At 42.4% G+C, this 12,508-nt stretch carries 16 protein-coding genes; all 16 read right to left on the bottom strand.

The genetic code is table 11. The features are described 5' to 3' along the window. Nucleotides 1-4: 4 nt before the first annotated feature. The 16 genes from fabD to RHO15_03625 all read right to left on the bottom strand — a co-directional run bounded on the left by fabD (nt 5) and on the right by RHO15_03625 (nt 12,408). On the bottom strand, nt 5-940 hold the full coding sequence (gene fabD / locus RHO15_03700; GenBank protein WVD64629.1) for an ACP S-malonyltransferase: 936 nt from the start codon (nt 938-940) through the stop codon (nt 5-7). Between the two features lie 54 nt (nt 941-994). After that, a complete protein-coding gene (locus tag RHO15_03695; protein WVD64628.1) occupies nt 995-1,948 on the bottom strand; it encodes a beta-ketoacyl-ACP synthase III in 954 nt (317 codons plus the stop codon). Then, nucleotides 1,948-2,982, bottom strand: a complete 1,035-nt coding sequence (gene plsX / locus RHO15_03690; GenBank protein WVD64627.1) for a phosphate acyltransferase PlsX — start codon at nt 2,980-2,982, stop codon at nt 1,948-1,950. The genes RHO15_03695 and plsX overlap by 1 nt, the downstream gene beginning before the upstream one ends. A gap of 12 nt (nt 2,983-2,994) precedes the next feature. Then, nucleotides 2,995-3,162: a 50S ribosomal protein L32 gene (gene rpmF, locus RHO15_03685; GenBank protein WVD64626.1), complete on the bottom strand. Its 168-nt coding sequence runs from the start codon at nt 3,160-3,162 to the stop codon at nt 2,995-2,997. 20 nt (nt 3,163-3,182) lie between these two features. Further along, nucleotides 3,183-3,701 carry a 23S rRNA accumulation protein YceD gene (gene yceD, locus RHO15_03680; protein WVD64625.1) on the bottom strand — a complete coding sequence of 173 codons (519 nt, stop codon included), beginning with the start codon at nt 3,699-3,701 and terminating at the stop codon, nt 3,183-3,185. A 193-nt stretch (nt 3,702-3,894) separates the two neighbouring features. Further along, a complete protein-coding gene (locus RHO15_03675) occupies nt 3,895-4,215 on the bottom strand; it encodes a contact-dependent growth inhibition system immunity protein (protein ID WVD64624.1) in 321 nt (106 codons plus the stop codon). Then, complete coding sequence (locus RHO15_03670) at nt 4,212-4,733, bottom strand: RNase A-like domain-containing protein (GenBank protein WVD64623.1); 522 nt, start codon at nt 4,731-4,733, stop codon at nt 4,212-4,214. Before RHO15_03670 ends, RHO15_03675 begins: the two co-directional genes overlap by 4 nt. Nucleotides 4,734-4,844: 111 nt before the next feature. Beyond that, entirely contained in the window at nt 4,845-6,779 is a 1,935-nt protein-coding gene (locus tag RHO15_03665; GenBank protein WVD64622.1) for a PRD domain-containing protein, read from the bottom strand. Between the two features lie 84 nt (nt 6,780-6,863). Continuing rightward, a complete protein-coding gene (locus RHO15_03660; GenBank protein WVD64621.1) occupies nt 6,864-7,613 on the bottom strand; it encodes a KDGP aldolase family protein in 750 nt (249 codons plus the stop codon). Beyond that, the gene (locus tag RHO15_03655) at nt 7,613-8,725 is read right to left on the bottom strand and encodes a DgaE family pyridoxal phosphate-dependent ammonia lyase (GenBank protein WVD64620.1); all 1,113 of its coding nucleotides are present in this window, start codon (nt 8,723-8,725) and stop codon (nt 7,613-7,615) included. Before RHO15_03655 ends, RHO15_03660 begins: the two co-directional genes overlap by 1 nt. Further along, nucleotides 8,709-9,836 carry an amidohydrolase/deacetylase family metallohydrolase gene (locus tag RHO15_03650; protein WVD64619.1) on the bottom strand — a complete coding sequence of 376 codons (1,128 nt, stop codon included), beginning with the start codon at nt 9,834-9,836 and terminating at the stop codon, nt 8,709-8,711. Before RHO15_03650 ends, RHO15_03655 begins: the two co-directional genes overlap by 17 nt. A gap of 71 nt (nt 9,837-9,907) precedes the next feature. Continuing rightward, the gene (locus RHO15_03645; protein ID WVD64618.1) at nt 9,908-10,555 is read right to left on the bottom strand and encodes a DUF4310 family protein; all 648 of its coding nucleotides are present in this window, start codon (nt 10,553-10,555) and stop codon (nt 9,908-9,910) included. Between the two features lie 52 nt (nt 10,556-10,607). Continuing rightward, complete coding sequence (locus tag RHO15_03640; protein ID WVD64617.1) at nt 10,608-11,363, bottom strand: DUF4311 domain-containing protein; 756 nt, start codon at nt 11,361-11,363, stop codon at nt 10,608-10,610. Between the two features lie 15 nt (nt 11,364-11,378). Further along, the gene (locus RHO15_03635) at nt 11,379-11,672 is read right to left on the bottom strand and encodes a DUF4312 family protein (protein ID WVD64616.1); all 294 of its coding nucleotides are present in this window, start codon (nt 11,670-11,672) and stop codon (nt 11,379-11,381) included. Then, on the bottom strand, nt 11,672-12,040 hold the full coding sequence (locus RHO15_03630; protein ID WVD64615.1) for an SFCGS family glycine-rich protein: 369 nt from the start codon (nt 12,038-12,040) through the stop codon (nt 11,672-11,674). Before RHO15_03630 ends, RHO15_03635 begins: the two co-directional genes overlap by 1 nt. 32 nt (nt 12,041-12,072) lie before the next feature. After that, entirely contained in the window at nt 12,073-12,408 is a 336-nt protein-coding gene (locus tag RHO15_03625; protein ID WVD64614.1) for a hypothetical protein, read from the bottom strand. Between the last annotated feature and the right edge of the window lie 100 nt (nt 12,409-12,508).

The raw sequence follows: 12,508 nt of genomic DNA, 5'->3' as shown, positions 1-12,508 counted from the left end.
AAATCTATTTTGTACTTTCAAGTGCTAGTGCTAATGAATCAGGATCATTGACCGCGCCAGCATTTAATGTATCAACAATACGTTTAGTTAAACCAGTCAGTACTTTTCCTGGTCCAACTTCTAATAAATAGTCGACACCTTGTTGCGACATTTTTTCAACAATTTCAGTCCACCGAACTGGACTATAAAGCTGCTCAATCAACGCGGTTTTAATCGCATTCACATCAGTTTCGGCCATCACATTCACATTATTGATAACCGGTACTTGTGGCGCGTGGAATTCAATATCCGCCAATGCCTGCGCTAACTTATCCGCAGCAGGTTTCATTAATGCACAATGAGAAGGCACACTCACTGGTAACGGTAATACACGTTTGGCACCGGCCGCTTTACATAACGCACCCGCGCGCTCAACCGCTTCCTTATTACCCGCGATAACAACTTGACCAGGTGAATTAAAATTCACTGGCGCAACAACCTGACCTTCAGCAGCCTCTTGGCAGGCTTTAACAATCGCGTCATTTTCTAAACCAATAATCGCAGACATTGCACCAGTCCCTTCTGGAACGGCTTGCTGCATCAATTGACCACGTAGCTCAACCAGTTTAATAGCTGTTTGAAAATCAATCACACCCGCACAAACTAATGCAGAGTACTCACCTAAACTGTGACCCGCTATCACGACTGGCTGAGAACCATTCTCTGCTTGCCATACGCGATAAATTGCCACAGAAGCCGCTAATAAAGCGGGCTGTGTCTGCCAGGTTTTATTGAGTTCTTCTGCTGGACCATTTTGGACTAATGTCCATAAATCATAACCCAGTGCAGCTGAAGCCTCAGCAAATGTCGCTGTCACTACAGGATATTTATCGGCTAATGCGGCCAACATGCCGACAGATTGGGAACCTTGACCAGGAAAAACCATTGCAAATTTTGTCATCACTAAATCCTAATATTAAATAACCACTTTAGCTATGTTATCATCGTTAAAAAATTAAAAACGAACGAGCGCAGATCCCCAAGTAAAACCACCACCGAAAGCTTCGAGCAGAATCAAATGACCGCGCTCAATACGACCGTCGCGCACGCCTTGATCTAGCGCACACGGCACAGAGGCTGCAGAGGTATTACCTTGTTTATCCAAAGTGACAATCACTTTACTCATATCCATGCCTAATTTCTTAGCCGTTGCGCCGATAATGCGCAAATTGGCTTGATGTGGCACTAACCAATCCAAGGCTGATTTATCAATATTATTGGCAGATAAGGTTTCATCGACTAAGTTCGCTAACTCTTTTACGGCAATTTTGAACACATCATTACCTTGCATAGTCAGGTAATCCGGATTATTTAGCGTACGGCGATCAACATAAGGCAATTTTAATAAATCGCCATACTGGCCAGCTGCATGTAAATGAGTGGAATAGATACCGGGTTCTGCTGAACGGCCAAGTACAACAGCCCCTGCTCCATCACCAAAAATAATCACGGTACCGCGATCATTAGGATCCAGTCCACGCGTTAACATATCTGAACCCACCACTAAGGCAGATTCAACCATGCCATTTTTTACATATTGATCGGCAATACTGAGTGCGTAAACAAAACCAGAACAGGCTGCTGCAACATCAAAAGCGATGGCATCTTTAATCCCTAATTGATGTTGTAACTCGGTTGCAGCACTTGGAAAGGCGTTTTGATTTGAGGTCGTTGCCACAATAATGAGGCCAATCTTATCTTTATCAATATTGGCCATCTCAATAGCGGGTAATGCGGCATGATGTGCCATTGATGCGACTGTCTCTTCAGGCGAAGAGATACGTCGTTCTTGAATACCAGTACGGGACAAAATCCACTCATCACTCGTATCCACCATTTTTTCAAGATCAGCATTGCTTCGAATATGCGCAGGAAGATAGCTGCCTGTGCCAAGAATTTTTGTATACATTAATTATTTTCACTCTTCGGTAATGCTGATGATAAACTCATCGCAATCCTTTCAGGTATATTTTTTTCAACAGCTTGAATGGCTTGCTCTATTGCAACAGCAAATGATTTGCACCCGGCTGAACCGTGACTTTTTATAACAATACTACGTAACCCCAACAAACTGGCCCCATTATACTGCTGTGGATCCAAATAACCAAAAGTTTTCGATATCCGCTTCTGTAACAACGGCGCGAGTAACCGCGTCCACCATGGTTTATGTTTTAAGGTTAAATTAAATGAAGTCAAAAAAATATTCAGCAATCCTTCAACAGTCTTTAACGTCACATTTCCCACAAAACCATCACAAACTAATACATCGGTTTTTCCTGTTAGTAACTCATTACCTTCAAGATAACCAATATAATTAATGTTAGGATTTGCTTTTAATTCTGTCGCAGCCGCTCTGATACGATCAAGCCCTTTCGTCTCTTCTTCACCAATATTCAGTAAAGCGACTCTTGGATTTTTAATATCGAGCGTCGTTTCAGCGAGAATAGATCCCATCATAGCAAATTGAATTAACATATTGCTATCACATTCGGCATTAGCACCAAGATCGAGAATCACCGTCTTGCGCTGATTGAGAGCAGGAAGCACGGCAACTAAAGCGGGTCTATCAATACCCGATAAAGGCCGCAGCAATAATTTAGACAGCCCCATCAACACCCCAGTATTCCCAGCACTCACGCACGCGTTTGCCTGGCCGTTTTTAACCAACTCCAATGCCATTCTCATTGAACTTCCCTGGCTATGGCGAATTGCAGTCGCAGGCTTAGCATTATTATCGATCACACTCGATGACGCGATAATAGTAATACGGCCTTGCAGCGTAGGATCTTTTTTTGGTAGATACAAAAGCATCTCGTCGGGTTCACCAACAAGAAATAGCTGAAGATTAGGATGCAGGGCAAGTACTTGTAAAGCGGCAGGAACAGCTACGCGGGGACCGAAATCCCCGCCCATAGCATCTAACGCAATGGTTAGATTGTCCAATTTTTCACCTAATTATTTAACGATAACCTTACGGCCACGAAAATAACCATCTGCTGTTACATGGTGACGCAAATGTGTTTTACCTGATTCATCAACTGAAATATTAGCAACGGTTAATGCATCATGTGCGCGACGCATACCACGTTTAGCACGAGTTTTACGATTCTGTTGAACGGCCATTGACCTTACTCCTCACTCATTTACTTTTTCTTTAAACTGGCAAGTATGGCAAAAGGATTCGGCTTGCTTTCTTCTTCAGGAATCTCACCGAACACCATATCTGCCTCTAACACTTCACAGTGTGTGATTTCATGTACTGGAACAATGGGTAAAGCAAGAATAATCTCATCTTCAACCACCGCTAATAAATCAACTTCCCCAAACTCATTTGGTTCCACTGGCTCATAGCCTTCCGGTAAATGTGCTGCCTGATCATCATTTTTCACAGGACTATATTTTCTTTTTATGTGAACAGAATATTTGAATGGATTATTACATCGTTGACAGAGTAAACTCAATTCAACGCGAATATCCAGCTCAATAACACATAATCGCTGACTATCGATAGTGAAAGAAAGCGTCGCTTCAATATCGCTGTCCACACTAGCAACTGACTCAGCTAAACGTTTTGCGAGTACACGAGGATACACGCCCACATAATCTAAACGTTTCTGTGCGGTTTTAATTGGGTCAATTGTTAATGGTAATCTGTTCTGCATAAGGCGCGCATAATACCTTTAAATCATCGTTTAGTCAATTGGGAAATCATGATAAATATCATTTTCCCGGTAAATGTTCGTCGGCTATTCTAGCAACGTTAGTGATAAAAAAATAGCGATTTATCAGGAAAAATCTAAAACAGAAAAAAACGGCATCCTTTTAAGAATAAGGATATCAAAGCCTGTTTGATTATCAAGATAGCGAATCGGATTTCGCAGCTAAAATCAATTTTTTTAACGAAGTTAACCACGCCCGGCTACTTACCCACTCTGCTGAAAAATCATACTCACAGCCAAGCTGTTCAAACAGAAGTGCGGTGAGTTTAGCCTCGTCGTACGGACTGGCGATTATCCGCTTTAAATCTAACATCAATTGTTGCTGTGTTGAGCATGATTCCAGCTCAATATACCGATGCACCGCTGTTTGAAAACAACCAAATTCAAGCATAAAATCCTGATGAAGATAAGTGGCTAAAAAATATTTCAATGCGGGATAAGACTGTTTTATGCTCATTGACTTGGATATCCTGTCACTATTCGATAACCTAACGGTATTTGTGTGGTTTGCGCCAAAATCACCTTAACGCCGGAGACGGCGATTGCTGTCGGATGACGCTGAGTCACTAAAATACCAACAGGATTGGCGGCGCGATAATTGATGGCTAGATAATGGGTGTTTTGATGCTGTAAGTAAGCGTTAATTTTCGACTGGTTAGTCTTAATAGCCTGCGCAACAGCCATTTCAGCGGTGGCTAAATCATAAAAAGCCGAGGCGCTGGTGATTGGCTCGCGGGCGATTCGCTGATTCAATTGCTGCTCCGTTTTAGCCACATGTTGTTTAATCAGATGCCCGCCAAGTTTTTCATGAGTCTGCAACCCGCCACCAGGTACGCGTACAGCCATCTTTGACTCAGATGTACTGGCTGGCGCAGCGTCAATACGACGATCATGCTCAGAATTGGTAGTGAATAGTTGCAGACCGCCTACCAACAGCATGACAACGGCACAGAGCAATATTAGATTACGCTTCACTCTCGGAAACCTCTTATTATTATCACGATATCAAGCCAACATCATAGTAGAATAAAGGGCAACTGACCACTACTGCGGTGATATAATGAACATATCACTTATCACGAATAACTAATTAGCTCGACCCAAGCTATCTTTAGCAATCACTTTGAAATCATGAAATGAACGGCTGTTGAGTAATCTTTTGGTGGCTTTCTCTTTCACAAAATTAACAAAGAGACTATAAATAGCCATCGCCTCTTCATAATCCTCTTTACTGATAGCCAATAAGAAAATCACGTAAGCCACGTCGTTTTTATCTTGTCCCCATTGAATGCCTTGCGGTGTCAGAATGGTTACCACCGTCGTTCTTTTAGCTAATAGGCCAACTGAATGTGGAATGGCAATCCCCTCACCTAACATCGTTGAGACAATAGCTTCACGCTCAACCAGAGAAGGATAGAAATCCTCTGTCACACAACCATGCTGCATTAACTGTTGATTAACCCGGCAAAACAGCGCTTGTTGCGTCATCGGTTCATCAATGATCATAAAAAAACGTTCATCAAAGAATTTTTCTAAAATATAGGGACGCGTCCTGTCGACCATCGCTAAACGTCCTAGCTGTTCTAACTGATAAGGGGTAGGAAACGGCGCAATTTTCACGATAGGTTTATTCTTCTCTGATAGCCTCACGGTTGAAATAATAAAATCTTCGCCAATATAGGTCAGCTTTTCATATTCGTTTAGCGATATAGTTTGGGCAATCTGAATTTGCGGAAAATCGCGTTTAATCTTGGCGCTAATCATGCGTAAGGTTGAATTACCTGAATCACTGACAAGCAGCGCAACCGGATGACGAACATCACCAAGATTATAGTTACGCTCTAAAGACACACCTATATGTACACTTAAATAAGCGATCTCATCCTCACTCAATTTGTACGTGGTATATTGTTCGGTATTGGTGAGCGCCGATAAGGTAATATCATAAGCAAAAGGGTAGTACTGTTTAATCTCATTGAGCAAAGGATTGGATGAGTGAACCTGATATTTGACTCGTATTAACATGGTAGTAACATGGGTCGACAGATCATTAAGTAGCTCGTAATCGTTACGCAAATCATAATTATAGGTCTGATTAAGATAATCAAGAATATGGGCTATGAGCAAATCACTATTTTGCTGAATATCGCTCATCACTACCGCGTTATCAATAACACAGCGCCCGGCAATCTGCACACTTAAATAATCAATTTCTGCCCACGATACATCATCACCCAGAAAGTAATTAAAACCACTAGCAATCTCTACCGCTGCCTGATGAATCACCTCATCAATATCATTAGCGACAAAATGATCAAGCTCATGGCCATTGGTAATACGCAAAATAGAAATCGCACAACTGTAGAGTAAATAATGCAAGCCTTCTGGCATTAATTTGATATCAAAACGCTTGATGTGGGTATGTAAAATTCGTTTTAAATAATTAAGGTCAATATCATTAAGCAGTGATTGCTGCAATTGCAAAATGGCCCGCTCATCTTCACTCGAATACATTTGCCAAAAAATATCGATTAAACAGGCGCGAATAGCACTTTCGCTACCGAATAATTTAATGCCGTAATAAGGCCGATTCTCGAGTTTAAGCTGATATTTTTCTAGTATTTCACGCACATCCGCCATATCGGTCTGTAGCGTGCTTCGACTAATAAACCACTGTTCAGCAATATCATCTAATTTAATCGACTGTGCATGCATTAAAAAATGCAACAATAATGCTTGCACACGATCTTTACTGGAACGTGGAATGACGGAATACGGCTGTGGTTCACGTGGAAATAATTTAAACTTATCGGCATGACTGATATGAAGTTGATAACCCACCCCTCTTTCATAAGCAATCTGCGCACTATAATCATATAAGATATCATTTAATGCCAATACATCAGTACGAATCGTGCGAGTCGAGACCGCTAAACGTTTAGCGAGCTCTTCTTGCGGCAAGATTTCATCGGTAATGATATCAAATAAATAGGCTAATCGCGGATAGGGGAACAGACTCATGCGTTATCTCTCATCGCAGATTTATTATCAATAAAAGGATCAACAGATAAAATATCGATCCTTTCACTTTAACATAGCAACCGATTATCCCACTAATTTTTTAGTGATCGCCAACAGCTTTCGCACATCTTCTGGACGTGTATTGCCAGTCTTTGCGTCAATGATTGAAGTATAAATGTGAGGAATGATTTTTTTGACACCGGCATCGAGCGCAATCTGCAAAATCGCCTCATAATTATCTAAATCGATGCCACCCGTCGGTTCAAGATAAAAGTCTTGTTCAGCACAGGCTTTGGCAACATACTCAAATTCATTTTTGGTTTTTAACCCACCCATTGGGAAAAACTTGACTGAGCTCCCCCCCATATCTTTTAACATGGCAATGGCGGTTTCAACGGGTACCTCACCGTCCGGTTGCTTTGAACTCAGTGGTCCTGTTGATACCTTCACCAAACCGACTTTACCTGTTGGTGAAATCAGACCATTAATCACGGTATCAGCTTGTCCAAGCAATGCACGACTCGCTGCGACGCCGGTAAAAACCTGATTAATATGTTGTGGTTGTAACTTGGCGGAAATCTCCGCAACCATCTGTGACTGATTCGGGTCGCCGGCGCCAAGCCCGACTGAAATCGCATTATCAATCTCTTTCGCATAAAGGCTCATATCTTCAATAGCGCGCTCATTATCAGGATAGTTTTTCGAGAGTAAACCAACCACAACATAACTTTCGGCTGCCGCATAGATAGCTTTAGCATTCTCAATCGAATTGGCTAACACATTCAAACAAACGCGATCTTGATAATAATTAGGACTAAATGGTTTCATGTTCATTAAGCTCCAATAATCTGTTTAAATTTATGATAGATCACATCAAGTTGGGCAGACGAAACACTGCGAACATCTGCTTCAACTTTACCATCATTGGCTTTATATTCCCGAAAATAGACCGCGGTATCCCCCTCTTTCATTAGCTGAACCATCTGAGCGGCATTTTTACCCAGTACATGGCTATCAAAGCTAATTTCAGCCCGAGTAATATCGCGTCCTGCACCATCCCAAACGACTTTCGCCGAAATGCCGTTTAATTGATTCAATTTATCGATAAAGGGCGTCATTTTTTCGATCATCTGCTGACCTGACTCTTTCTTCGGATCGGTCATATAAAGCTCAATCGCTTTGGTTAAACCTAAGATGCCTTCTTTACCGACTTTCATCGGGCGCCCAATCCCCATCGACTGCTGCTTAACCCATTCAATATCCTGATGACGACCTATGACTAAACCACTGGTTGGTCCCTCTATCGCTTTGGCGCCGCTATAGATAACCAAATTCGCCCCCATTTTATAGTAGGCCTGCAAATCCTCTTCTGCTGCCGCATCAACAATTAAAGGAATCTGATGTTTTTTGGCAATCGCCGCCGCTTCACTGACAGACAGAATACTTTTTTGTACACAGTGATGTGATTTAACATATAAAATAGCGGCAGTATCTTGGTTTATCAGCGCTTCAATATGTTCTGGTTTACACTCATTCGCATAACCCGCTTCAACCACAATCCCCCCACCTAAAGTCACCATGGTATCAACCGGGGCACCGAAATTAACATTATGTCCTTTCGGCATAATAATCTCACGTGCGACATACTTATCTGACGAATGCAGATTATAAAGTAATTCCAGATCATCTTTGACAATATAAGCAGCAATGCTCTGCACAATCCCAGCGGAGGCACAAGAGACCACCACCGCATTATCAACCTGTAATAATTTAGCGATATATTCGCCGGTTTTATTCACCAGATCCTTCATCTCAAAATACTCATTCAGCCCCTGTGCAACCGTTTCGGTTACTTCAGGTCTAGGGGTTGACACACCTAAAATGGTCATTCGACCAGAAGCATTAATTACTTCTTTTAAATTATATTTCTCATAAACTGAAGTCATATTTACTCCCCTCTTGTGTTAAGACTATTTCACCCATAATGGTGGCGGCCAGCGGCACGAATCGTTCTTGAGCAACGCGCTGCTTACCTTCTGCATCCGATAATAAGGTCGCCTCAGGTATCAGATCATAAATGGTTAAATCAGCATCGTAACCGACTATTAACTGGCCTTTATTATGCAGATGTAACATCTCTGCAGCATGCTTTGTGACACAATCAATAATTTGTGATTTTTGATAGTCAAGGCACAAAAATTTCGTCATCACATTGGCTAAGCTATAAACTGGTCCATTGGTACGATTTTTACCATAAATATCCGAACTTATTGTCATCGGATAGATACCTAACGCTTTCGATTTTTCGGCAACCCGGAAACTAAAGCTTTCACCGCCATGGCCAACATCAAGTACCACACCGCGCGCTAACGCGCGTTTAATCGCCTCACGTAACTCACCCGCTGGTGTTAATATTTGGTTAGGTTTGCCATTAAAACAGTGAGTAATAATATCGCCTTTAGTCAATACCTCCGCGATATCATCAAGATCCGGCGGGGTATTACCGACATGAATCATTAACGGTAGGTCGTATTTCTTTTGAAATGCTTTCGCGGTAATCAGAGGCGCCAAACCATTTTGTCCCACCACGCTTTTACTCATGCGCGCTTTAATGCCGACAATAAAATCAGGATAGTTGGCAATCGCCTGATCAAATAAGGCCTGATCAATATCATGCATATCGGCTAACTCATTTTGGCGAATTAAACCGATCTTAGAGATATTCAGCAGTGCATAGACATGCGTTTTAGCTTGTTTGGCCAGTTGATAAAAACAGTCAATATCGTTCGCCCCCACGCTGCCGGCATCAATCACCGTTGTCACTCCACTGTAAACACCGGCTAAATCAGGTTCATCATGATAGATAGGCGACTTGGCAAAAGTATGCGTATGCGCATCGATCCAGCCCGCACTGATATAGTGTTGTGCTTTAAGATCAAACTCTTTTTTGGCCGGCGCGCTTATCGATCCTATTTCAGCGATCTTGCCATTTAATACGGCAATATCGGTAATCGTGCCATCAATCAATTTGGCCTGTTTTATAATTAAATCATACATAATTAAACTCTCTATAATGACTTAGCCTGTCACGCTTATCATGAAAACGATTTAAACAAACGAGATCGGTCTTATAATGACGGAAATAGACCGCCAAATATCATGGCACCTAAAATAGCACCACCGGTGATCGGCTTTTTCCAGATATAAAACAGTAGCGCCCCAAGTAGTGACCCTAGTCCCACCGGAATAGAGGCCGCAATCGCTGAGATAATAATAAGCGGCCCTAAAAAGCGCCCAGAGGCATTACCTGCGCCCATCATCACATCGGCACCAAAGGTTGAACCGCCACCAGCATTAATGGTAAATTTTCGGATTGTGATGATAATTAAACCGATCGCGACACCTAAACCTAAACCGGTTAACAGGGCAACGAAAAAGTTTTCTAATGGTAAAACATAACCAGCGCCTAATAATAATGCCGGCACACCCAAACCAAGCCCGGTTTGTAACGCGCCACCAATATCTAAAATACCGACTAATGATCCCTCAATAATACGCGCGAACAGAAAACTGGCACCAAATGCGGCAACCGCGCCATAGGCCCCGGTATCGATGCCACTGGCTAGCATCGCGACAAAAGGAATATCATTAAATGCACTGCCTTCGCCCACATAAAACATATGTGTACCGGCAAAAATGCCTGACGATAACAGACCGACCAAAATCGGGAATGACCAGTCCGCAAACCAAAAACCTTTATTCATCTCATTATTCATCTTCTTTTTCCTAAACTCAGTTGAATCTCAATATGCCTTAGCCAACCAGCGATTAACGATGGAACCAATACGCCAGACCATCACGGAATGAATTAATTAACTGCATATCAAAACCGCGGAAATAAGCACTCGCTGCAAATAAGATAATCACTGTTGAGAGCATCACTTTCATGATTCGATTCCAGCCGCTATCATCAACGCCCTTGCCGATTAAAATCCCCAATACCAGTCCAGGTACCGCATTGCCCATTATCAGCTGTGCAAGTCCACCAAATAAGGTACCCCAAAATCCACTACGGCGACCGGCATCTAAAGCAGCCAGCCAGAAAATCACCGGCATCCCAATATCGACTAATAGTTTTGCTGCAGGCACCAACACACTCGTCGCCGTGATTTTTAAGGTATCAGGCACGGCAAACTTGGTTAAATTCAAAAATGTGACGACCACAGCGCCAACTAAAGTACATATCAAGGCCATCTTGCGAGGATTATGTAATGTCTCATTCACATTACGATTAAACGCCATTAAAATAGCCGCCCCCCAGTTAGGAATGATGCGATGGTCAATATCCTGAGTAAATGCGCCGGTGGTCACTGATGAAGCCCAGGCATTAAAGAAAAATCCGAGACCGAAAGAGAAATGAGCCGCCGGATCGCCTTCACAAGCGTTAAGCTCACCTAATGTTCTAAAAGCACCCATGCCTTGCGATGTTGGCGCATGAAACATTCGAGCGGCCCCAGCACCTACGCCAAATCCGCACAATCCACCGATAATGATAGACTTCAAAGCTATAAAGAATAACCCCATATTTGCTTCCCTTATTTAAGCTGCAAAATTAATTTTAGTTATATCAATAAAACAGACATCGACCGTCACATCTAAAGTGATCGAATAACTCGCTCGTTGACGAGATAAAAAGAAAAATAAGAACTTTTCTGTTGTGATCTTTTCGGTCGCGCTGACAACGGCCACATCAACCGGTTCAATACGAATAATAATATTGGTATTGTTCTTTAAGACCTCTTTTTGCACTGATGAAAGCGCCAAAGCAAAGGCGCGTTGTTTCGAATCTGCTGAGCCTTGTACTCTGACGGTAAGCTGCTGGCAGTCTTTCATTAGCAATTACCCTGTTTTTTAAGATAAGCTTGGGCAACACGGCGACCTAACTCTTCCGTATCCATAAAGCCAAATCCTAGTACTTTACAACCTTCAGCAATCGCCGTTTCACCCTCTTCAGGAGAACGCATACCAAAACGCACTTCATAACCATATTTATTTTTGGCCGTTAGCGCGCCCGCACCGCCGCTACCACAAAACGAGATACCTAAATCCGCATTCTCTTTTTGCATGACATCGCCTAATTTCATATCTGCAGCCATACCCGGTACCACAACCGCGCGACAACCAGCAACCGATTCAATCCCTGCCGCCACTTTCTGACCTTTTCCCATACGATCACCAATCACAATCACAATCTCTTTCATACCATAAACCTCTTGAGTTAAGCTAAAATACGTTAAGCTAAATTATTGCGTGCCACTTCATAATGCACCGCGAGTAGATAAGCCTCAGCCATTGACAGCGTGTCGAATAGTGAAACCGTCCTACGAGCCAAGGTCATGGATGCGGGGGAAATCTCCTCAAACATTTGTGGATCAACTTCAGGGAGTTGTTCTAATGTTTTAGCCCGTTCAACCATTGCTCGAATATGTGACTGAAGCATCATCTGTTGAATCTCATTTTGCGTAATCCCTTCTTCAACAAACCACTGATTGATCAGTTTTATTACTTGTGTGGTCGTGCTCTCGAGTGCTAAATCATCAGCAATCATTCTAAATTGATTTTTATCCATTATTGAATCGAGTCTCCCTCTTAGTTGCGCTGTTTGATGAGAACCAACCTAAGGGATTTACTTGCTAATGTGTAGATGGATTTTTTCCAGACCAAAGTGG

Source organism: Orbaceae bacterium lpD01 (genome assembly GCA_036251705.1).
Lineage (GTDB): Bacteria > Pseudomonadota > Gammaproteobacteria > Enterobacterales > Orbaceae > Utexia > Utexia brackfieldae.
Note: the sequence above shows the minus strand (reverse complement) of the source record. Positions and strands in the feature narration are given on the sequence as shown.

Excerpts from the sequence above, each read along its gene's own strand:
- fabD (WVD64629.1), bottom strand. The coding sequence starts at position 940 with ATGACAAAATTTGCAATGGTTTTTCCTGGTCAAGGTTCCCAATCTGTC.
- RHO15_03695 (WVD64628.1), bottom strand. The coding sequence starts at position 1,948 with ATGTATACAAAAATTCTTGGCACAGGCAGCTATCTTCCTGCGCATATT.
- rpmF (WVD64626.1), bottom strand. The coding sequence starts at position 3,162 with ATGGCCGTTCAACAGAATCGTAAAACTCGTGCTAAACGTGGTATGCGT.
- yceD (WVD64625.1), bottom strand. The coding sequence starts at position 3,701 with ATGCAGAACAGATTACCATTAACAATTGACCCAATTAAAACCGCACAG.
- RHO15_03675 (WVD64624.1), bottom strand. The coding sequence starts at position 4,215 with ATGAGCATAAAACAGTCTTATCCCGCATTGAAATATTTTTTAGCCACT.
- RHO15_03665 (WVD64622.1), bottom strand. The coding sequence starts at position 6,779 with ATGAGTCTGTTCCCCTATCCGCGATTAGCCTATTTATTTGATATCATT.
- RHO15_03660 (WVD64621.1), bottom strand. The coding sequence starts at position 7,613 with ATGAACATGAAACCATTTAGTCCTAATTATTATCAAGATCGCGTTTGT.
- RHO15_03655 (WVD64620.1), bottom strand. The coding sequence starts at position 8,725 with ATGACTTCAGTTTATGAGAAATATAATTTAAAAGAAGTAATTAATGCT.
- RHO15_03650 (WVD64619.1), bottom strand. The coding sequence starts at position 9,836 with ATGTATGATTTAATTATAAAACAGGCCAAATTGATTGATGGCACGATT.
- RHO15_03645 (WVD64618.1), bottom strand. The coding sequence starts at position 10,555 with ATGAATAATGAGATGAATAAAGGTTTTTGGTTTGCGGACTGGTCATTC.
- RHO15_03640 (WVD64617.1), bottom strand. The coding sequence starts at position 11,363 with ATGGGGTTATTCTTTATAGCTTTGAAGTCTATCATTATCGGTGGATTG.
- RHO15_03635 (WVD64616.1), bottom strand. The coding sequence starts at position 11,672 with ATGAAAGACTGCCAGCAGCTTACCGTCAGAGTACAAGGCTCAGCAGAT.
- RHO15_03630 (WVD64615.1), bottom strand. The coding sequence starts at position 12,040 with ATGAAAGAGATTGTGATTGTGATTGGTGATCGTATGGGAAAAGGTCAG.
- RHO15_03625 (WVD64614.1), bottom strand. The coding sequence starts at position 12,408 with ATGGATAAAAATCAATTTAGAATGATTGCTGATGATTTAGCACTCGAG.